This window comes from Streptomyces sp. URMC 127 (assembly GCF_051386535.1).
GTDB lineage: Bacteria > Actinomycetota > Actinomycetes > Streptomycetales > Streptomycetaceae > Streptomyces.
Genome location: NZ_JBPQTW010000014.1, coordinates 13,090 through 32,899, shown reverse-complemented (window position 1 = coordinate 32,899; position 19,810 = coordinate 13,090). Strand labels below are relative to the sequence as shown.

General features: G+C 70.0%; 17 protein-coding genes and 1 pseudogene. 10 read left to right on the top strand and 8 right to left on the bottom strand.

Features of this window, described 5'->3' with window-relative positions; translation table 11 throughout:
* Positions 1-60: 60 nt before the first annotated feature.
* The 5 genes from ACSNOH_RS05780 to ACSNOH_RS05760 form a co-directional block, all read right to left on the bottom strand.
* Positions 61-981 carry a hypothetical protein gene (locus ACSNOH_RS05780; RefSeq protein ID WP_436720097.1) on the bottom strand — a complete coding sequence of 307 codons (921 nt, stop codon included), beginning with the start codon at positions 979-981 and terminating at the stop codon, positions 61-63.
* Positions 982-1,126: 145 nt separating this feature from the next.
* Positions 1,127-2,404: a hypothetical protein gene (locus ACSNOH_RS05775; protein WP_436720096.1), complete on the bottom strand. Its 1,278-nt coding sequence runs from the start codon at positions 2,402-2,404 to the stop codon at positions 1,127-1,129.
* Positions 2,386-3,123: an ABC transporter ATP-binding protein gene (locus ACSNOH_RS05770; RefSeq protein WP_436720095.1), complete on the bottom strand. Its 738-nt coding sequence runs from the start codon at positions 3,121-3,123 to the stop codon at positions 2,386-2,388. The genes ACSNOH_RS05775 and ACSNOH_RS05770 overlap by 19 nt, the downstream gene beginning before the upstream one ends.
* A gap of 506 nt (positions 3,124-3,629) precedes the next feature.
* Positions 3,630-5,009: an aspartate aminotransferase family protein gene (locus tag ACSNOH_RS05765; RefSeq protein WP_436720094.1), complete on the bottom strand. Its 1,380-nt coding sequence runs from the start codon at positions 5,007-5,009 to the stop codon at positions 3,630-3,632.
* Positions 4,994-5,497: an Lrp/AsnC family transcriptional regulator gene (locus ACSNOH_RS05760; protein ID WP_078660611.1), complete on the bottom strand. Its 504-nt coding sequence runs from the start codon at positions 5,495-5,497 to the stop codon at positions 4,994-4,996. Before ACSNOH_RS05760 ends, ACSNOH_RS05765 begins: the two co-directional genes overlap by 16 nt.
* Positions 5,498-5,661: 164 nt before the next feature.
* Between ACSNOH_RS05760 and ACSNOH_RS05755 the strand changes: the two genes are divergently transcribed.
* On the top strand, positions 5,662-7,113 hold the full coding sequence (locus ACSNOH_RS05755) for a gamma-aminobutyraldehyde dehydrogenase (protein WP_436720093.1): 1,452 nt from the start codon (positions 5,662-5,664) through the stop codon (positions 7,111-7,113).
* 547 nt (positions 7,114-7,660) lie between these two features.
* The gene (locus ACSNOH_RS05750) at positions 7,661-8,824 is read left to right on the top strand and encodes a polyamine ABC transporter substrate-binding protein (RefSeq protein ID WP_436720124.1); all 1,164 of its coding nucleotides are present in this window, start codon (positions 7,661-7,663) and stop codon (positions 8,822-8,824) included.
* 108 nt (positions 8,825-8,932) lie between these two features.
* Here the strand turns inward: ACSNOH_RS05750 and ACSNOH_RS05745 are convergent, their stop codons facing one another.
* On the bottom strand, positions 8,933-9,646 hold the full coding sequence (locus ACSNOH_RS05745; protein ID WP_436720092.1) for a glycerophosphodiester phosphodiesterase: 714 nt from the start codon (positions 9,644-9,646) through the stop codon (positions 8,933-8,935).
* A gap of 36 nt (positions 9,647-9,682) precedes the next feature.
* Positions 9,683-10,705: an adenosine deaminase gene (locus tag ACSNOH_RS05740; protein ID WP_436720091.1), complete on the bottom strand. Its 1,023-nt coding sequence runs from the start codon at positions 10,703-10,705 to the stop codon at positions 9,683-9,685.
* A 494-nt stretch (positions 10,706-11,199) separates the two neighbouring features.
* Between ACSNOH_RS05740 and ACSNOH_RS05735 the strand changes: the two genes are divergently transcribed.
* Positions 11,200-11,688: a DUF4190 domain-containing protein gene (locus ACSNOH_RS05735; protein WP_436720090.1), complete on the top strand. Its 489-nt coding sequence runs from the start codon at positions 11,200-11,202 to the stop codon at positions 11,686-11,688.
* Here the strand turns inward: ACSNOH_RS05735 and ACSNOH_RS05730 are convergent.
* Positions 11,640-12,260 carry an NADAR family protein gene (locus tag ACSNOH_RS05730; RefSeq protein ID WP_436720123.1) on the bottom strand — a complete coding sequence of 207 codons (621 nt, stop codon included), beginning with the start codon at positions 12,258-12,260 and terminating at the stop codon, positions 11,640-11,642. The two genes, ACSNOH_RS05735 and ACSNOH_RS05730, sit on opposite strands and share 49 nt — an antisense overlap.
* A 139-nt stretch (positions 12,261-12,399) precedes the next feature.
* Between ACSNOH_RS05730 and ACSNOH_RS05725 the strand changes: the two genes are divergently transcribed.
* The 7 genes and pseudogenes from ACSNOH_RS05725 (at position 12,400) to ACSNOH_RS05695 (ending at position 19,780) form a co-directional block, all read left to right on the top strand.
* Positions 12,400-12,903 (top strand): DUF4190 domain-containing protein, encoded by a 504-nt coding sequence (locus tag ACSNOH_RS05725; RefSeq protein ID WP_436720089.1) that lies wholly within the window; start codon positions 12,400-12,402, stop codon positions 12,901-12,903.
* Between the two features lie 148 nt (positions 12,904-13,051).
* Positions 13,052-14,335 (top strand): annotated as a pseudogene (locus ACSNOH_RS05720) (aldehyde dehydrogenase family protein).
* 646 nt (positions 14,336-14,981) lie between these two features.
* Complete coding sequence (locus ACSNOH_RS05715; RefSeq protein ID WP_436720088.1) at positions 14,982-15,284, top strand: hypothetical protein; 303 nt, start codon at positions 14,982-14,984, stop codon at positions 15,282-15,284.
* A 165-nt stretch (positions 15,285-15,449) separates the two neighbouring features.
* Complete coding sequence (locus ACSNOH_RS05710; RefSeq protein ID WP_436720087.1) at positions 15,450-16,613, top strand: ABC transporter ATP-binding protein; 1,164 nt, start codon at positions 15,450-15,452, stop codon at positions 16,611-16,613.
* Positions 16,613-17,533, top strand: a complete 921-nt coding sequence (locus ACSNOH_RS05705; RefSeq protein WP_436720086.1) for an ABC transporter permease — start codon at positions 16,613-16,615, stop codon at positions 17,531-17,533. Before ACSNOH_RS05710 ends, ACSNOH_RS05705 begins: the two co-directional genes overlap by 1 nt.
* Positions 17,533-18,363: an ABC transporter permease gene (locus ACSNOH_RS05700; protein ID WP_436720085.1), complete on the top strand. Its 831-nt coding sequence runs from the start codon at positions 17,533-17,535 to the stop codon at positions 18,361-18,363. The genes ACSNOH_RS05705 and ACSNOH_RS05700 overlap by 1 nt, the downstream gene beginning before the upstream one ends.
* 4 nt (positions 18,364-18,367) lie before the next feature.
* The gene (locus ACSNOH_RS05695) at positions 18,368-19,780 is read left to right on the top strand and encodes an NAD(P)/FAD-dependent oxidoreductase (protein ID WP_436720084.1); all 1,413 of its coding nucleotides are present in this window, start codon (positions 18,368-18,370) and stop codon (positions 19,778-19,780) included.
* Positions 19,781-19,810: the final 30 nt, after the last annotated feature.

The following is a 19,810-nucleotide window of genomic DNA, read 5'->3' as shown; positions in this document are numbered from 1 at the left end:
GCATGAGGCGGATACATCAGAGCCCCGGCTGCCGGACGGCGGCCGGGGCTCTGACGGCGGTCAGCTGACTGCCGACGGCTGGAGCGCTTGAGGTTCGGGCTCTGCCGCGGGCGTGTCCGGTTCGCCGAACCACGCGACGGCGACAGCGCCGGCCACTGCCAGGACGAAGCCGAGGACGGCCACCCAGGCGAAGCCGGGACGGGAGTTGTCACCGAGTAGCAGGACACCGATGATCCCCGGGAGGATCGTTTCGCCGACGACCAGTGCCGCCGTGGCGCCGTTGACCGAACCGATCTGCAGGGCAACCGTGTGCAGGTACATACCGACCGCACCGGATATCAGGATGGCGTAGAGCGCCGGGTCGGCGATCAGCGTCGGCAGGTCGAAGGGGTCGATCCCGTCCAGGATCCGTACGCCCACGCCGATCGCACCGAAGCCGAGACCGGACAGCAGACCGGCGAGGATCGCGGCCCGTGCCCCCAGCAGGCGCACGGCCACCGTGCCGCCGCCCATCAGCACGACTGAGATGATCAGCAGCCACCAGTGCGTCGACATCGGGGTGTCACCGCCCCCCTCGTGCCCGGCCGCCGTCGCCAGCAGCACCAGCGCCGAGCAGACGACACCGATGGACGCCCACTCGGGCTTGGTCAGCCGGATGCCCAGGAGCTTGATGCTCAGCAGCGCGGTCACGACGAGGTTGGCGCTGATGACGGTCTGGGAGAGGAAGAGCGGCAGCATGCGGGCGGCGAGCGCGCCGAGGCCGAAGCCGAGGAAGTCGAGGACCGTGCCGACCATGAACTCCCACGTCACCGCGGCCTTCGCGGTGGAGGACAGGCTCGGTCCACCGTGCTGGGTGGTACCCGTCGAAGAGGCCTTCGCGGCCTCCCGGCGGGCCGATTTCCGCGAGCCCACGGCTTGCAGGACCGAACCTGTGCCGTAACAGGCCGAGGCCGCGACAGCCGTCACAAGGCCGATGATCACCAATAGCTCCGTTCGCCGGATATCCGTCGTGCTCCTCAGCAGACGCACAATCCGGCGACGAAGTTGCCTTGAGTCAAGAACTGGTCAAGAACTGTTGCACTGCGGCCGTCCGGCGGGCCGGGGCGCGGGACCGCCCCAGGCGCCTTCAGCGTGACATCGGCAGTGCCACGAGCTCCGCGATCGCCCACGTCAGAGGCGTAAGGACGGCCAGCAGCACGCACGTGCGCAGCACGGCCGCCCCGCGGAGCATGGACGCGGGGATACCGAGACGCTGCAGGGCCGCCGTCGTGCTGGTCCGGTTCTGCCGGCTGTCCAGGGCCGCGGTGATGGCCGTAGCCGTGACACAGGCCATCACGAGCGCCGCGCCGAGGCCCGTGAGGGGGCCGAAGGGGCGAGGCCCGGAGGAGTCCCAGGCGGCTCCGTAGAGTTCGGCGGCGGCCAGGGCGCCTGAGGCGACCGCGCAGAGCACGCCGAGAGGCCGGCCGATCCGGGTGGCGGCGTCCTGCAGTATCCGCCCGGCCAGCAGCCGCACCGCCCCGGGGCGCCCGGCCGCCAGGAGCACCCCGGACCAGTGGGTCAGCCCGGGGCCGGCCAGCACGAGGCCCAGGGAGGCCAGGAGCCAGCCTCCCAGCACCCCTGGGGAGGTGCCGTCCGTGCCTCCGGGCAGCGAGATCAGCTTGTCGGGATCGGGCGCCGGGCCGTGCCCCACATACGCCTCAAGAGCGAGCCCGACCGCGATGATCGCGATGCCCCACGGGAGACCCGCGTAGGCAGGTCTGGGCGTGGTGGCGGCAAGCGGGACCGGGGGGGCGCCTGCAGGGGCGCCGGACGGCTCCGCATGCACCGCCTCGTCCGCGCCTTCCAGCGGCTCTGCGACGGCCTGTTCCGCGGCCTGCTGCGTCATGGCCGCCGCCTCACGCCGCGGGTGCAGCGCAATGATGCAGGCGCCCGCCGCAAGGGCCGGCAGGAGCCCGAGCAGAGTCAGTGCCGCGCCCCAGGGCAGGTGCACCTGGCCGTCCAGCAGCCGCCTCGCCGAACCGCTCAGCGGCCCGCCGAGGTCACCACGGAGCTCCATGTACAGCAGGAGGGCGAACCCGCTCCCGAGCGTGCAGGAGATCGCCGTGGACGCCGCCGCGAGCAACGTGAGCTGCACGGGGCCGAGACCTGCGGCGTCCAGGCCGTCGCGGGGGCGGGTGGCCGGATCGCTCCGGGCCACCGCAAGCGCGAACTGCACGACTGCCGCAAGCGGCACCGCGCACCACACCAGCCGGACGAGCGACTGGCCCGTCGACTGCGGATGGGCTACCGCGTACCCCAGGGTGCACAGCAGCAGGAAACCCACACCCGCCGCGGCGGCTGCCACCAGCAGCCTGCGCAGCAGGACCAGCGGGTGCGCGCCGCGCGCTAGGCGGAGACTGAGCACGCCGCCCTGCCCTCTCCGCCGGGCGCGTCAAGTGCCGTGATCGCGGTGCCCCGCCGGCCGTCGACCAGGGAGACCGTACGGTCGGCCAGCGTGGCGATCTCATCGTCCAGCGTGGCGATGACGACCGTGATGTGGTGCGAGCGCGCGGCCGTGGTCAGAGTGCGTAGCACTTGTGCCCGGTCGGCGTTGTGCAACGGGGCCGTCGGCTCGTCGGCGAACAGGACGGTGGGCTCGCTCGCCAGCGCCCGTGCGATGGCGACCCGCTGACGCTGCGACTGGAGAAGAGCGGCCGGCCGCTTGCGCTGGCAGTCACCGACGTCGAGGCGCTCCAGCCACTCACCGGCAGTGCGCTTGGCGGCCCGGTGCCCGACACCACGCATCAGCAGCGGGAGAGCGGTGTTCTCCCAGGCCGTCAGCTCCGGTACGAGGTGGGGCTCGCTGTCGATCCAGCCGAACCGCTCCCGCCGCAGCCGCTCCCGGGCGGCACGCGAGAGGGTGTGCACGGGGGCGCTGTTGAACCACACCTCGCCGGGGTCGGGAATGATCTGCCCGGACAGGCATTTGAGGAGCGTGGTCTTGCCTGAGCCTCGTGGCCCCGTGATGGCGAGAATCTCTCCCTCGCGCACGCCGATGGAGACCCCGGCGAGCGCGGGGGAACCGCTGTGGGCGTAGTGCAGGCCGCGTGCCCAGAGCACGTCGTTGTCCGGCGGGGCCACCATATCGAGCACCTCGGGTCGCTGTAGGGTCCGTTCCCCTGTCCGGGGGAACGAACCGGAGGCCATTGGGTCACTGGCACCGTACGGAACCCGGATCCTAGCCTTTGCCCAGACTCGGCGCTGGACGGCCCACTTTCCTCCGGTCGGCCTCATGCCCCGGGGGTCGCATATGAGTCGGAGCGCATATGCGACAGAACCCTGCGACCGGGTGTGTGGTGGGGCGTGGTGCGTGTGCGACGGGCGTGCGTCGCGTGTGCGACGGTGTGCGGCGTGTGCGCCCTTGAGAGTCAACGGCGAGCCGGCGGCATGAGGCCCGGCATGGGGCGCAGTGTGATGCCTGGGCATGGGGCCCGGCATGAGGCCAGAACCGCCGCTCGTTGGCTGCGCCTCATGCCCGCCCGAGGTGAAGGTGAAGCCGTGGCCCACGCGCGCGTGACCTGTGGGGGGTCGCGCGGGGCCACGGCGGGAGGGACGAACCGCGGACGGCGCCGGCGGTTCGTCCTGGTCCGTCAGATCCTGGTCCAGGCCTCCGTGAGGACCCCACGCACGATCTGCTCGATCTCGTCGAAGGTCGACTGATCGGAGATCAGCGGCGGAGCGACCTGGATGACCGGGTCTCCGCGGTCGTCGGCACGGCAGTACAGGCCGTTCTCGAACAGCTTCTTGGACACGAAGCCGTAGAGCAGCCGTTCGCACTCCTCCGGCGTGAACGACTCCTTGGTCGCCTTGTCCTTCACCAGCTCGATGCCGTAGAAGAAGCCGTTGCCGCGCACGTCGCCGACGATGGGCAGGTCGTGTAGCTTCGACAAGGTCGCGTGGAAGGCCGACTCGTTGTCGAGCACGTGCTGGTTGAGGCCCTCGCGCTCGAAGATGTCGAGATTGGCGAGCGCGACCGCAGCCGAGACGGGGTGGCCGCCGAAGGTGTATCCGTGCAGGAAGGTGTTGCTGCCCTTGAAGAACGGTCCGGCGATCCGGTCGGAGACGACGGCCGCGCCGATGGGGGAGTAGCCGGACGTCATGCCCTTGGCGCACGTGATGATGTCCGGCACGTAGCCGAACTTGTCGCACGCGAACATCGTGCCGAGACGGCCGAAGGCGCAGATCACCTCGTCCGAGACGAGTAGCACGTTGTACGTATCACAGATCTCGCGTACCCGTTGGAAGTAGCCGGGCGGGGGCGGGAAGCAGCCGCCCGCGTTCTGCACCGGTTCCAGAAAGACGGCCGCGACCGTGTCAGGGCCCTCGAAGAGGATCTGCTGCTCGATCTGGTCCGCCGCCCAGCGGCCGAAGGCCTCCGGGTCGTCGCCGTGCACCGGGGCGCGGTAGATGTTGGTGTTGGGCACCTTGTACGCGCCGGGGACGAGCGGCTCGAAGGGCGCCTTGAGCGCCGGCAAGCCGGTGATGGCCAGTGCGCCCTGGGGCGTGCCGTGGTAGGCGACGGCCCGGGATATGACCTTGTACTTCGTGGGGTTACCGGTGAGCTTGTGGTACTGCTTCGCGAGCTTCCACGCCGTCTCCACGGCTTCGCCGCCGCCGGTGGTGAAGAAGACCTTGTTGAGGTCGCCCGGGGCGTGCTGGGCGAGCCGCTCGGCGAGTTCGATCGCCTTGGGGTGCGCGTAGCTCCACACGGGGAAGAAGGCCAGCTCCTGCGCCTGCTTGGCGGCCGCCTCGGCCAGCTCGGCCCGGCCGTGACCCGCCTGGACCACGAACAGCCCCGCGAGTCCGTCCAGGTAGCGCTTGCCCTTGTCGTCGAAGATGTAGGTGCCCTCGCCGCGCACGATGGTCGGCACGGGGGCGTTCTCGTACGACGACATGCGGGTGAAGTGCATCCACAGGTGGTCGTACGCAGTCTGGGAGAGGTCCTTGCTCACGGCTATCGGGTTCCCCATGTGTAGGTCTGCTTGCGGAGCTTGAGGTAGACGAAGCTCTCGGTGGAGCGCACGCCGGGCAGGGTCCGGATGCGCTTGTTGATCGTTTCGAGGAGGTGGTCGTCGTCCTCGCAGACGATCTCGATGAGGAGGTCGAAGGAGCCTGCGGTCACGACGACGTACTCGACCTCGTCCATCGCGGTCAGGGCGTCGGCGACCGGATCGAGGTCTCCCTCCACGTTGATGCCGACCATCGCCTGGCGCCGGAAGCCCACGGTGAGGGGGTCGGTGACGGCGACGATCTGCATCACGCCCTGGTCGAGCAGCTTCTGCACGCGCTGCCGCACGGCTGCCTCGGACAGCCCCACGGCCTTGCCGATCGCCGCGTAGGGGCGGCGTCCGTCCTCCTGGAGCTGCTCGATGATCGCCAGGGAGACGGCGTCGATGGGCGGCGTGCCGTGCACGTTCTTCGGGTCTGGACTACGAGTGGCCACACGTCCACTGTGCATGCGTCTCGCCCGTGAGGCAACCCTGAAGCGATGAAATTCGTTGTCGAGAGGTGGCGGAATAACTGAATCCGTCGTTCATGGTGGTGAGGTATGTCGAAAACGCGGGCTCACTGACTAGGCTGACGGTCTCACCCAGTGGACATCTGACAGGAGGGGTGGCAGCCATGACCACCGAGCTGCGTCGTCTTCGCAATTTCATCGACGGGGAGTTCCGGGACGCCGCCGACGGGCGGACCACCGAGGTGGTCAATCCGGCCACAGGCGAGGCATACGCCACCGCTCCGCTGTCCGGCGCCGCGGACGTCGACGCCGCCATGGCCGCCGCGGAAGCGGCCTTCCCCGCATGGCGCGACCTGGTGCCGGGCGAGCGCCAGAAGGTCCTGCTCAAGATCGCCGATGCGATCGAGGCGCGCGCCGAGGAGCTCATCGCCGCCGAGTCCGAGAACACCGGCAAGCCGCTGGCCCTCACCCGCAGTGAAGAGGTCCCCCCGATGGTGGACCAGATCCGCTTCTTCGCGGGCGCCGCGCGGATGCTGGAAGGCCGCTCGGCGGGCGAGTACATGGAGGGCCTGACCTCCATCATCCGGCGCGAGCCGATCGGCGTCTGTGCGCAGGTGGCCCCGTGGAACTACCCGATGATGATGGCCGTGTGGAAGTTCGCCCCGGCGCTCGCCGCGGGCAACACCGTCGTCCTCAAGCCCTCCGACACCACGCCCGCTTCCACGGTCCTCATCGCCGAGATCATCGGCGGCGTGCTGGAGGAGCTCGGCCACCCCAAGGGCGTTTTCAACGTCATCTGCGGCGACCGGGAGACCGGCCGCCTCATGGTCGAGCACCCGGTACCGGCGATGGCCTCGATCACCGGCTCCGTGCGGGCCGGCATGCAGGTCGCGGAGTCCGCCTCCAAGGACCTCAAGCGCGTCCACCTGGAGCTCGGCGGCAAGGCCCCCGTCGTCGTCTTCGACGACGCCGACATCGCCAAGGCCGTCGAGGACATCGCCGTCGCCGGCTACTTCAACGCCGGCCAGGACTGTACGGCCGCGACCCGCGTCCTCGTCCACGAGTCGATCCACGACGAGTTCGTCACCGCCCTCGCCAAGGCCGCCGCCGACACGAAGACGGGGCAGCCGGACGACGAGGACGTGCTCTACGGTCCCCTCAACAACGCCAACCAGCTCAAGCAGGTCGCCGGCTTCATCGAGCGGCTGCCCGGCCACGCCAAGCTCGAGACGGGCGGACAGCGGGTCGGCGAGAAGGGCTACTTCTTCGCTCCCACCGTCGTCTCCGGCCTCAAGCAGGACGACGAGATCATCCAGCACGAGGTCTTCGGGCCCGTGATCACGGTCCAGTCCTTCGCGGACGAGGACCAGGCCGTCGAGTACGCCAACGGCGTCGAGTACGCGCTGGCCTCCTCGGTGTGGACGAAGGACCACGGCCGCGCCATGCGGATGTCCAAGAAGCTCGACTTCGGCTGTGTGTGGATCAACACGCACATCCCGCTGGTCGCCGAGATGCCCCACGGAGGCTTCAAGAAGTCCGGCTACGGCAAGGACCTCTCGGCCTACGGGTTCGAGGACTACACGCGCGTCAAGCACGTCATGACGTCGCTGGACTGACCGGACGGGACGGCCTGACCGGACTGGTTGGGCTGCGAGGGCAGGCCGGCCGCGGCCTCATGCCGCGGGTGAGGCCTGCTTGCACGCGGGCGGAGTGAGGGCGCTTCACGGGGCCGGGGCGAGGCCGCCGCATGCGGCTTGGCGGTCTGCTCCGGGCTGCAGGAGGCCCGCCTCATGCCGCAGTGCGCTGCAGGCGGGTCCGCCCCGTGCCGATGTGCAGGGCCCGCCTCGCCGCGGAGGGGCGGGCCTGCCCCATGCTGCACGGCGGAGCCGCGCCCCATGCGGCATGGCCGCCGGCCTCATGCCGCACGACCGGGCCGGGCTCCCGCGCCTATCGGCTCGTGGCGCCTCATGCGGCGCAGGGCCCGCCCGGGACGTCCATTCCGGCGCGGGCCCGCCCCATGCCGGGCGCCGGTATCATCGACGGCCGGCCGTTTCCGGGCGTCAGGTTGTCGGGAAGTGCGGTCGCCTCCCGGACAGGCCGTACATTGTCCGCGAAGATCCGACCCACCATGCTGCCGGAATGCGAGAGAAGCCCGTGAAGCCCCTGTCCCGCCGGACCCTGCTGCGCGCACTGGGCGCAGGCGCCGGGGCCGCTGCACTCGCCGGCTGCGGCGTTCCCGCCGCATACGTCGAGCCTGCCGACAGGGCCGCCGAAGACCGGTCCGGCAGCGACAAACGCCTCGTCTTCGCCAACTGGCCGCTCTACATCGACGTGGACGAGAACGACCCGCAGAAACGTCCCACGCTCGACGCCTTCGAGAAGCAGAGCGGCCTCTCGGTGAAGTACACCGAGGAGATCAACGACAACGACGAGTTCTTCGGCAAGATCAGTCCGGCCTTGATGAACCATCAGGACACCGGGAGAGACCTCATCGTCGTCAGCGACTGGATGGCGTCCCGCTACGTGCGCCTCGGCTGGGTCCAGAAGATGGACCGCTCCCGCCAGCCGAACGTCGACCGTCACCTGGACCCGCTGCTGCGCAAGCCCTCCTTCGATCCCGGGCGGCTGCACACCGTCCCCTGGCAGTCCGGCATCACGGGCATCGCGTACAACCGCAAGAAGCTCGGCCGGGAGATCCGCCACACCTCCGACCTGTGGAAGGACGACCTGCGCGGCCGGGTCACGCTGCTCGCCGGTCTGGACGAGGCCTACTCCCTGCTCATGCAGGGCAACGGCGCCGACGTCACGCGCTGGACCGCCGACGACTTCCACACCATGACCGACCAGCTGCGCCGCCTCGTGCGCCGGCGGCACATCCGCCGTTTCACGGGCAACGACTACATCAAGGACCTCTCGTCCGGCGACGTCCTGGCCTGCCAGGCGTACTCCGGCGACATCATCCAGCTCCAGGCCGACAACCCCGACATCGAGTTCGTCGTCCCGGAGGAGGGTGCCGAGCTGTGGGCCGAGAGCCTCATGGTGCCCAATCTCGCCCGCCACAAGCGCAACGCCGAGGCGCTCGTCGACTACTACTACCGGCCGGAAGTCGCAGCGCAGCTCGCCGCCGAGGTCAACTACGTCTGCCCCGTGCCGGCCGCGCGCGACGTCCTCGCTTCGTCGTCGGACAAGGAACAGGCGGAGCTGGCCGAGAACCCGCTCATCTTCCCCAGCGACGACATGCGCAAACGCCTGGCGACGGCGCGCGACATGACCGCGAGGGAACGCCCGGGCTTCACCAAAGAGTGGAACGAGATCGTCGGCCTCTAGCCGGCTCCATGCGCCAGCCCGTGCCGCCCGCTCGCCTCCCACGTGTACGGCCGCGCCCCATGCCGCCGGAAGCTGCTCGCCTGTCCAGGCCCCATGCCGCCGTAAGCGTCAGCCCGGGAGCAGCGTACGCAGTGTGCCGACCCGGTTTGTGGTGATCGCATCGACGCCCGCCGCGATCAGCCGCCGCATCGTGAACCGGGTGTCAGCGGTCCAGGCCGACACCAGCAGCCCGTCGGCGTGATTGCGGGCCACGAGCTCGGGACTCACCAGACCGAAACGGTAATTCAGCCAGCGTGGAGCGACCGCGGTGAGCAGCGCACGGCGCGGCGGCATCAGTGTCGTCCACGTCAAGGCGGTCTCCGCATCCGCGTCCGCGCGCCGCACCGCCAGCATCGACGCCGCCCCGCCGCAGTAGTAGACCCGTCCGGCTGCCCCGCCGGCGTGCACTTCGGCGACCGCCGCCTCGGCCGCTGACGCGTCCGGCAGGTCGATGAACAGCCGCGGCCCCGAGTGTCCCGCGCCGAGGCGCAGGGCCTCACGCAGGGTGGGCACGCCGCCGCCGGTCAGCTCCCGCAGCTCGTCCGCGGACAGTGAGTCCAGGAACCGCGTGAAGCCCCACAGGCGCTCCAGCGTCGCGTCGTGCAGCAGCACGGGCACGCCGTCGCGCGTGAGGCGGACGTCGACCTCCACCGCCCCCGCGCCGGCCTCCAGCGCCGACCGGACCGAGGAGAGGGTGTTCTCCCGGAACCGGTACGGGTCGCCGCGGTGGGCGACAGCAGTTACGGTCCGGGCTTCCATGCCAGGGGAGTTCGGACTGGACATGCTGCCCATTGTCGCCGCAGCGTGCGCCTGGGAGCGTCAGCCCCGCCAGGCGGCGGTGTACGCGTCGATCTCGGCCCGGAGCGCAGCCTTGCCCGCCTCATCCATGAACGATGCCTCCACGGCGTTCTTGGCGAGGCCGGCGACGCCCGCCGCGTCGAGCTCCAGGAGACGAGCGGCGACCCCGTACTCGCGGTTGAGGTCGGTGCCGAACATGGGCGGGTCGTCGCTGTTGACCGTCACCAGGACGCCCGCGGCCACCATGTCCTTTATGGGGTGCTGCTCCAGGTCGGCCACGGCGCGGGTGGCGAGGTTCGACGTGGGGCAGACCTCCAGAGGGATGCGGCGCTCGGCCAGGTGAGCCAGCAGGTCCGGGTCCTGGGGGGCACTGGTGCCGTGACCGATGCGCTCGGCGCGCAGGTCCACCAGGGCGTCCCAGATGGTCTGCGGGCCCGTCGTCTCGCCGGCGTGCGGCACACTGTGCAGCCCCGCGGCGATGGCCCGGTCGAAGTACGGCTTGAACTGGGGCCTGGGCACCCCGATCTCCGGCCCGCCCAGCCCGAAGGAGACCAGCCCCTCGGGCTTGAGGTCACAAGCGATGCGCGTGGTCTCCTCCGCGGCCTCCAGGCCCGCCTCGCCCGGGATGTCGAAGCACCAGCGCAGCACGACGCCCAGCTCCGTCTCGGCCGCCTTGCGGGCGTCCTCGATGGCCTCCACGAAGGCGGCATCGGGAATGCCACGCCGCGTCGAGCTGAAGGGGGTGACGGTCAGCTCGGCGTAGCGGATGTTCTGCCGCGCCATGTCGCGTGCGACCTCGTACGTGAGCAGCCGCACGTCCTCCGCGTCGCGGATCAGGTCGACGACCGAGAGGTAGACCTCGATGAAGTGGGCGAAGTCGCGGAAGGTGAAGAAGTCGGCCAGCGCTTCGGGGTCGGTCGGCACGGGCGAATCGGGGTGGCGCGCGGCCAGCTCGGAGACGATGCGGGGGGACGCCGACCCGACGTGGTGCACGTGGAGCTCGGCCTTCGGGAGCCCGGCGATGAACGAGTCGAGTACGGACATGCGTGCCTCCAGTGCGCGGTCGGCCGGAGCCGGTCGACGGGTGCCGTTCATCGTATGCGGGGCGTGCGCGGCCTCTGTGCTCAGGCCTTAGCATGACGGGGTATCGACTGGGGAGGGCTATGTCCGACAAGGCCACCGGGGCAGGCGAGCAGCCGGAGCCGCGGGACTCCGACCCTTGGGCTCCGCCCCCGCAGCGGCGGATATCCCTCGACAAGCCTGGTGAGCAGCCGGCGGCCGGGCAGCACACTGGTGGCGCTCCGGCGCCCCATGCGCCTGGTCCTCCGCGGCCTCATGCCGGGCCTGCGCCTCATGCCGTCGTCCCGCCTCATGCGCCCCCGGCGGCGCCTCATGCAGCCCCGCAGGCGCCCCATGCGGCCTCGGCCAGGCCCCCCGCCGCCGCTCCGGGCACCGTCCCGCCCGTGCCCCTCGCCCCGACCGGGCCCGGTACACCCAGCGCGTACCAGAGCGGCCCTTACGGCCAGGCGCCTTACGGAATGCCCGGCGCTCCCTCCGCAGCCCCCGGCCCCGTCGCCTACGGCATGCAGGCGCCACCGTATGCCCAGAGTCCCTACGGCCCGGGTGCCTACCAGCCTGGCTCGTACGGGTATCCGGCCGCGCCGTTCTACGTGCCGCCGGTGCCCAGCAACGGCATGGGGCTGGCGGCCCTGGTGCTCGGCATCGTCGGCACGGTGCTTGCTCCCACCGTCGTCCTGGGTGCGGTCCTGGGCGTCCTGGCGGTGGTCTTCGGCGCCGTGGGGCGCATCAAAGCGCGCAAGGGGGAGGCCACGAACCCCGGGCAGGCGCTCGCCGGCCTGATCCTCGGGGGCGTGGGGCTCGTCGCCACCGTCCTGATGGTCATCGTGTACATCAACATCGATGTCGACGACAACGACGGTCCGGCGCCCGACGACGACCCCGGAGGGACCTACGGCGCCTACCTGTCCGCCCCGGTGCTGGTCGTGGACCGCTCGGCCAGCCGCTGACGCGCCTCCATCAGCGCGAACCCCAAGAGATTGTCGCCCTGCCAGCGGGCCGGGTCCCCGGCCCGCTCGTCGTCCGCGGCGAGCCCGATGCCCCAGACCCGGTCGAGCGGGCTGGCCTCCACCAGCACCCGGTCGCCTGTGCCGAGCAGGTAGGTGCTCAGGGCGGCGTCCTGCGCGAACTTGTGGAGACTGCCCTCCACCACCAGTCCGAAGCGGTGGCGCCGCCACGTCTCCTCGTCGAAGCCGCGCACCTTGCGCCCCGCATCCTTCGCCTGCTTGGGGTGCGAGGCTGCGATCGCCTCCGCTTCCGCCTCGGCGTCGCCGAAGAGCCGCGCCTTGCCCGCCATCATCCAGTGTTCGGCGGTGGCGTAGACGGTGCCGCCCACGGTGAACGGCGACGGCCACCACTGGCTGAAGCAGCTCGCTCCTATGCTCCCGTCACGCCGTGGGTGGTGGCCCCAGAAGTAGACGTACTTGAAACGCTCTCCGCGGGCGACGGCCGCCGTCAGCTCCGCCACCGAACGCGGGCCGTCCGCCTGCCGCCCCTCCTGCTGCCCCGTGCGCCGCTCCATGCGCTCCTCTCCCTGCTGGTCCCCGTGGATCTTCATGCCCGCCATTCTGCGTCCTCCGCGGGCTCCTGAACTCGGCTGACCGTGCCCGACCGTTCCCCATAGCATTGCCGGACGCAGTTCAACGGAGGGGACATTCTTCATGTCTGACTACAACCAGAATCCCTATGGGGCGCCGCAGCAGGTGCCTCAGCAGCCCCCGGTGCCGCCCCAGCAGCCCGGCTACGGCTACCCGAATCAGCCGGCGCAGAGCAGCTACCCCGGTCAGAGCGGCTATCCCGCACAGGCCCCGAGCGCCTACCCGGCGCAGAGCAGCTACCCCTCCGCACCGCCCGCCCAGGCTTACCCCGCAGGCGGCTATGCGGGCCCCATGCAGCCCAGCAACGGCATGGGCACCGCCGGCCTCGTCTGCGGCATCATCGGCGCCGTTTGCAGCCTCCTCGTCTTCCTGTGGTTCTTCGGCCTGATCCTGGGCATCCTCGGCATCATCTTCGGCGCCGTCGGCCGCTCCAAGGTCACTAAGGGCGAGGCGACCAACAGGAGCGCCGCGACCACCGGCATCGTCCTCGGCATCGTGGCCCTCGTTCTCCCTGTGCTGTGGTTCGCGTTCTTCGCGAGCCTTCTCGGCCTTGGTGCCGGCCTGTAGCCGGAGGCCCACGCTCCACACCGATTCCGTCGCAGACGCCCGTGACTGCGACGGAATCCCTTGTTGGTCGCGCAGTCCTCTGCCAAGATCGGCCCTGGCGCTCCTGCATCGGAACCGCATGGGGCCGCAGTCGGCGGAGGAGTGTGCGATGGTCGCGACGGATCAACGGTTCGATGCGGCGGGGCGGTTCGCCGGCGGTGCGCAGTACATCGGCGGCCGGCTGCGCCCGGGCTCCTCGGGCCTTACGCACGCAGTCGTGGACCCCGCAACGGGCGAAGAGGCGCTCCGGTACGAGCCGGCTGGTCCGGAGGGCGTGGACGCCGCTGTGGCGGCCGCCGAAGCCGCTCTTCCTGCATGGGGCGGGGCGACCCCCGGGGAGCGCTCCGACGCACTGCACCGCTTCGCGGATGTGCTCGCCCGCCGTGCGGTGGAGTTCGCGCGGGCGGAGTCCTTGCAGTGCGGCAAGCCGATCCGCCTCACCACGGAGTTCGATGTGCCGGGGACGGTGGACAACGCCGCCTGCTTCGCGGGTGCGGCGCGGCACCTGGAAGGCTGCTCCGCCGGTGAGTACAGCAGCGACCACACCTCCTGCGTACGCCGCGAGCCCATCGGTGTCGTCGGTTCCGTGACACCGCCGACCTACCCCCTCCAGATGGCCGCCTGGAAGGTCCTCCCTGCCGTCGCCGCGGGCAACACCGTTGTGCTCAAGCCTGCAAAGCTGACGCCCCTGACGTCGCTGATGTTCGCCCAGGCCGCCACTGAGGCCGGCATCCCCGACGGCGTCGTGAACGTCGTCGGCGCAGCGGGCGCGGACGCGGGGGAGTGCCTCGTGGGCCATCCGGCCGTCGCCATGACGTCGTTCACGGGCTCCACGGCAGTCGGACGGCGGTCGCCGAGATCGCGACCAGGACGGTCAAACGGCTCCACCTCGAACTCGGCGGCAAGGCCCAGTTCGTCGTCTTCGACGACGCAGATCTCGAATCCGCGGTGCACGGGGCGGTCGCCGACGCCGTCATCAACAGCGGTCAGGCTGCACCGCGGCCACCCGTGCCTACGTCCAGCGCCCGCGGGGGAACTGGCCAATGGTGCCTACTGCCTCACCACGCTCCTCCTCGTTCTGCCCTTCGGCAGCGACGATGAGGGCATCGCGCTCGCCAACGACACGCCGTACGGGCTGGCGGCTTCCGCATGGAGCCGTGATGTCTACCGCACGGGGCGGGCCACCAGGGAGATCAAGGCAGGTTGCGTGTGGATCAACGACCACATCCCGATCGTCAGTGAGATGCCCCACGGCGGGATACCGGGCATCGGGCTACGGGAAGGGCACGTCCGCCTATTCACTGGAGGAGTACACCCAGATCAAACATGTGATGTTCGACAACGCCGCCGTGGCCTGAAGCCCTGGCGTCGCACCGTGTTTTCGCTCGGCTGATGCTTCATTCGTTCCGGCGGCTGAATGGGAAACCCTGGTCGAATTGTTTTAGGCCTTCAGGTCCTGAATCATGGGAATGCTGCCCGGTCGGGAGCACAGTGCTCGTATGCCTCCTTGCGGCGAGTCCGATCCAGAAATGCGCATTCGCCGGTGTGCCCTTTCCGTGGTGGTGGCCCCTCGGCAATGCGGCATGTGCAGGTCCGTCCGGCGGTAGCTATGGGTGCAGAGGCGCGTTTTCGTAGCCGAGTCTGCCCCGCCCATGCCGGTCACGACCGGCAGTCGGACCAAGGTGCCGGCGTGGTGCGTACGGCTGGAAACTTGCCATGAGCGGGCTTCCTTCCGCGGCGTCCCCCTCATGTCGCTCATGCGGCATTCGGATTGACGCAGCGCATAGTCAAGTGGTCGTGGAGCCATCCGCATGTCGCGCATTTAAAAGGCAACAACAGAATCTCTTGTTCGGCTCCGTTTGCTCTGCCAAGATCCTCGATCAAAGCCCGTCGGAGTTATGGAAAGGGCACCTCGCATGGAGCGCTACCAGCCGCCGGACTGCGGCGAACGGCCGGGCCCTGCAATGCGCGATCTCAGGGTTGTGTACGCCTTCGGCAAGGGCGACACTGCCGCCTGCGACGCGAGGGTGAGGGGCCTCATGCGGCTCAGGGCTGACGACACCGGCATGCGGCACGCGGCACAGGACGCGTACCGCACACTTTCCAGGGACAATCCTCTGGTCCCCCGCAACCCCCGCCACCAGAGGAACGCCGCGCGCCTCACCGATCACCACTCCCATCCCAAGGCCGCCGTACGGCTCGCCACCTCCACCGGTTACGCCGGCCCGGTCGCCGAGCTGCCGGACGCACTCGCGGAGACGGGCAAGGAGCCGGCCCGTAGCAGCCTGACCGTTCCGGAGAGGCGGTGCCGGCGAAGGCCTGCCACGCCTTACGCCCGCTGACCGCCGCCGAGGCATGGCATTCGAGGCCGCATTCTTCGGGCTCATCGGCGCCTGAACCGGCGAAACGGGCCACCGGCGCGGCGCCCGGCCCCGGACATATGAGAACGTACGCGGCTGTACGTGCCGTGCGCGCTCACGCCCTCGAGACCCCTGGACCGAAGACCCATGACAACAACCGCCCCGACCGACAGCAGCAGCGGCACGGACGTCCGCCTCACCGCCATCAGCAAGAGCTACGGCGCCTTCACCGCCGTTCACCCGCTCGATCTGTCTGTCCCCGCCGGCTCCTTCTTCGCCCTGCTCGGCGCCTCGGGCTGCGGCAAGACCACCACCCTGCGCATGATCGCCGGCTTGGAGCAGCCCACCACCGGCACCGTGGAACTGGCCGGCAAGGACGTCACCGCCCTCCCGCCGCACAAGCGCCCGGTCAACACCGTCTTCCAGAGTTACGCGCTCTTCCCGCACCTCGACATCTACGAGAACGTCGCGTTCGGGCTGCGCCGCCGCGGCATCAAGTCCGTCAAGAAGCAGGTCGGCGACATGCTCGACCTCGTCCAGCTCGGAGACTTCGCCCGCCGCAAGCCCCACCAGCTCTCAGGCGGCCAGCAGCAGCGCGTCGCCGTCGCCCGCGCGCTGATCAACCACCCCCAGGTGCTCCTCCTCGACGAGCCCCTCGGCGCTCTCGACCTCAAGCTGCGGCGCCAGATGCAGCTCGAGCTCAAGCGCATCCAGACCGAGGTCGGCATCACCTTCATCCACGTCACCCACGACCAGGAGGAGGCCATGACGATGGCGGACACCGTCGCCGTCATGAACGCCGGCCGGGTCGAGCAGCTCGGCGCCCCCGCCGACCTCTACGAGACCCCCCGCACCACCTTCGTCGCCAACTTCCTGGGCACCTCGAACCTCATCACCGCCGAGGTCCTCGACACCTCCGGCGAGAACCTCGTCCTGCGCGCCGCGGATACCAAACTCGCCCTGCCCCGTGCGCGATGTACCACCGCCCCCCGTGCGGGCGGGAAGCTCCTCGTCGGGATACGGCCGGAGAAGATCACCCTCACGCACGCCGACGACGCCGGCACCATCCCCGAGGGCCGTAACCGCGTTCAGGGCCGCGTCACCGCCTCCAGCTTCATCGGCGTCTCCACCCAGTACCTCGTCGACAGCCCCGTGGGCAAGGGGCTCTCCGTATACGAGCAGAACATCGAGCGCGACAGCCGCCTCGTGCCGGGCGCCGACGTCGTCCTGCACTGGAACCCCGGCCACAGCTTCGGCCTGGACGCCGCACAGAGCATCGAGGCCGGCACGGACGCGGGGGAGGGCACCTGATGGCACTCGTCACCGACGAGCCCCCCGCGCCCCGCGCGACGCCCCGTGCGGCCGCACGAGGCGGGAAGCTCACCCCGTACTGGCTCCTTCTCCCCGGCATCCTCTGGCTGCTCGTCTTCTTCGCCGCCCCGCTCGTCTACCAGGCGTCCACCTCCGTGCAGACCGGTTCCCTCGAAGAGGGCTTCCAGGTCACTTGGCACTTCGCCACGTACTGGGACGCGCTGACCGAGTACTACCCCCAGTTCCTGCGCTCCGTGGCATACGCCGCGTCCGCCACCGCGCTCTGCCTCGCCCTCGGCTACCCGCTCGCCTACCTCATCGCCTTCAAGGCCGGCCGCTGGCGGAACGTCCTGATGATCCTCGTCATCGCGCCGTTCTTCACCAGCTTCCTGATCCGCACCCTCGCCTGGAAGACGATCCTCTCCGACGGCGGCCCCGTCGTCTCCGCGCTCGCGAGCCTGCACGTCCTCGACGTCACCGACGCCCTCGGCATCACCGAAGGGCACCGCGTCCTCGCCACGTCCCTCGCCGTCGTCTGCGGCCTGACCTACAACTTCCTGCCCTTCATGATCCTGCCGCTGTACACCTCCCTGGAGCGCATCGACGCACGGCTGCACGAGGCGGCCGGTGACCTCTACGCGCGTCCGCTGACGACCTTCCGCAAGGTGACCCTTCCGCTCTCCATGCCCGGCGTCGTCGCCGGCACGCTGCTCACCTTCATCCCCGCCACAGGCGACTACATCAACGCCGAGCTGCTCGGCTCCACCGACCAGAAGATGATCGGCAACGTCATCCAGTCCCAGTTCCTGCGCGTCCTGGACTACCCGACCGCCGCCGCCCTGTCCTTCATCCTCATGGCCGCCATCCTCGCCATGGTCACCGTCTACATCCGCAAGTCCGGGACGGAGGACCTGGTCTGATGTCTGCCCTGTCCGCCCGCCCGGCCGTCCTCTCCAGCCGCCCCGTGCGGTGGCTCCGCCGCAACCTCGTCGTCCTCGCCGGACTGGCCACCCTGGCCTACCTCGTCCTGCCCAACGTCGTCGTCACCGTCTTCTCGTTCAACAAGCCCAACGGCCGCTTCAACTACGAGTGGCAGCACTTCTCCACCGACGCCTGGACCGCCCCGTGCGGCGTCGCGGACCTCTGCGGCTCCCTCTCGCTCAGCCTGCGGATCGCCGTCTGGGCGACCGTCGGCGCCACCGTCCTGGGCACGGCGATCGCCTTCGCGCTCGCCCGCTACCGCTTCCGCGCCCGCTCCTCCGTCAGCACCCTGATCTTCCTGCCGATGGCCATGCCCGAGGTCGTCATGGCCGCTTCGATGGCCACCCTGTTCCTCAACATGGGCGTCACCTTCGGCTTCTGGACCATCCTGATCGCCCACATCACGTTCTGCCTGAGCTTCGTGGTGACGGCCGTCAAGGCCCGCGTGATGTCCATGGACCCCCGCCTCGAACAGGCCGCCCAGGACCTCTACGCCACCCCGTTGCAGACCTTCCTGCGGGTGACCCTCCCCATCGCCGCACCCGGCATCGTGGCGGGCGCCCTGCTCTCCTTCGCCCTGTCCTTCGACGACTTCATCATCACCAACTTCAACGCCGGCTCGACTGTGACCTTCCCCATGTTCGTCTGGGGAGCCGCACAACGGGGCACACCCGTTCAAATCAATGTCATCGGAACGGCGATGTTCGCCATCGCCGTGCTGTGCGTCCTGGCCGGTCAACTGATCGGCGGGCGCCGAAAAAGGAGCTGAGAACATGGCCGCTCGTGCCATGAACCCTGTCAAAGCACTTTCCGACGCCGCTCCCCGGCCCTACTGGCTCGACGACCCCTCCCGGCCGGAGGCGCTCCCCGCGCTCGTCGGCGACGAGCACTGCGACCTGCTCGTCGTCGGCGGCGGATACTCCGGACTCTGGACCGCGCTCCTCGCCAAGGAGCGCGACCCAGGCCGGGACGTCGTCCTCATCGAGGCCCAGGAGACCGGCTGGGCGGCCTCTGGCCGCAACGGCGGCTTCTGCTCCGCCTCCCTCACCCACGGGTGGGCCAACGGCGCCTCACGCTGGCCCGACGAGCTTCCCGCCCTCCACGAGCTCGGCCTCGGGAATCTCGATGCCATCGAGGCCACGCTCACCCGCTACGGCATCGACTGCGACTTCGAACGCACCGGCGAGATCGACATCGCCACCGCCCCGCACCAGGTGCACGAGCTCCAGGAAGCCGCCGAGGAACTCGAAGCTCTCGGCATCACCGGCTACGAATACCTCGACCGGGACGCCCTGCGCGCCGAAGTCCACTCCCCGACCTTCATGGCCGGCCTCTGGGACCGCAACGGGGTCGCGATGCTGCACCCCGCCCGGCTCGCATGGGGCCTCAAACGCGCCTGCACGGAGCTCGGGGTACGCATCTACGAGCACACGCCCGGCACGGAGCTGTCCTCCCGCGCCGCCGGCCTCGCCGTCCGCACCCCTTACGGGCGCGTCTTCGCCCGCCACGCCGCCCTGGGCACCAACGCCTTCCCCTCGCTCGTAAAACGCGTCCGCCCCTACATCGCGCCCGTCTACGACTACGCCCTGATGACGGAGCCCCTGAACGCCGAGCAGCTCGCCGCCGTCGGCTGGAAGGGCCGGCAGGGGCTCGGGGACGCCGCCAACCACTTCCACTACTTCCGCATCACGCCCGACCACCGCATCCTCTGGGGCGGCTACGACATCGTGTACCACTACGGTGGCGGCGTCCGGTCGGAGTACGACCACCACCCGGCCACGTACCGGAAGCTTGCCGAGCACTTCTTCCGCTGCTTCCCGCAGCTCGAGGACGTGCGCTTCACCCACAGCTGGGGCGGCGCCATCGACACCTGCTCGCGCTTCTCGGCCTTCTTCGGCACGGCGCACGGAGGCAAGGTCGCCTACGCCCTCGGCTACACGGGTCTGGGCGTCGGTGCCACCCGCTTCGGTGCCGACGTGATGCTCGACCTGCTCTCCGGGGAGCGCACACAGCGCACAGAGCTGGAGATGGTGCGCAGCAAGCCGCTGCCGTTCCCGCCCGAGCCTGTGCGCTCCATGGGCATCGGCATCACCCAGTGGTCGATGACGAAGGCCGACGAGAACGGTGGCCGCCGCAACCTCTGGCTCAAGGCGATGGACAAGGTCGGCCTGGGCTTCGACAGCTGAGGGTGGTGGGGCGGGGCCGGCGCCGGTCCG

Bases quoted from the DNA above. Each gene is read 5' to 3' on its own strand.
- ACSNOH_RS05715 (WP_436720088.1), top strand. From the start codon at position 14,982: ATGCGGCTCAGGGCTGACGACACCGGCATGCGGCACGCGGCACAGGAC.
- ACSNOH_RS05705 (WP_436720086.1), top strand. From the start codon at position 16,613: ATGGCACTCGTCACCGACGAGCCCCCCGCGCCCCGCGCGACGCCCCGT.
- ACSNOH_RS05725 (WP_436720089.1), top strand. From the start codon at position 12,400: ATGTCTGACTACAACCAGAATCCCTATGGGGCGCCGCAGCAGGTGCCT.
- ACSNOH_RS05770 (WP_436720095.1), bottom strand. From the start codon at position 3,123: ATGGTGGCCCCGCCGGACAACGACGTGCTCTGGGCACGCGGCCTGCAC.
- ACSNOH_RS05730 (WP_436720123.1), bottom strand. From the start codon at position 12,260: ATGGAGCGGCGCACGGGGCAGCAGGAGGGGCGGCAGGCGGACGGCCCG.
- ACSNOH_RS05760 (WP_078660611.1), bottom strand. From the start codon at position 5,497: ATGCACAGTGGACGTGTGGCCACTCGTAGTCCAGACCCGAAGAACGTG.
- ACSNOH_RS05755 (WP_436720093.1), top strand. From the start codon at position 5,662: ATGACCACCGAGCTGCGTCGTCTTCGCAATTTCATCGACGGGGAGTTC.
- ACSNOH_RS05695 (WP_436720084.1), top strand. From the start codon at position 18,368: ATGGCCGCTCGTGCCATGAACCCTGTCAAAGCACTTTCCGACGCCGCT.
- ACSNOH_RS05700 (WP_436720085.1), top strand. From the start codon at position 17,533: ATGTCTGCCCTGTCCGCCCGCCCGGCCGTCCTCTCCAGCCGCCCCGTG.
- ACSNOH_RS05740 (WP_436720091.1), bottom strand. From the start codon at position 10,705: ATGTCCGTACTCGACTCGTTCATCGCCGGGCTCCCGAAGGCCGAGCTC.
- ACSNOH_RS05765 (WP_436720094.1), bottom strand. From the start codon at position 5,009: ATGGGGAACCCGATAGCCGTGAGCAAGGACCTCTCCCAGACTGCGTAC.
- ACSNOH_RS05710 (WP_436720087.1), top strand. From the start codon at position 15,450: ATGACAACAACCGCCCCGACCGACAGCAGCAGCGGCACGGACGTCCGC.
- ACSNOH_RS05735 (WP_436720090.1), top strand. From the start codon at position 11,200: ATGCCCGGCGCTCCCTCCGCAGCCCCCGGCCCCGTCGCCTACGGCATG.
- ACSNOH_RS05745 (WP_436720092.1), bottom strand. From the start codon at position 9,646: ATGTCCAGTCCGAACTCCCCTGGCATGGAAGCCCGGACCGTAACTGCT.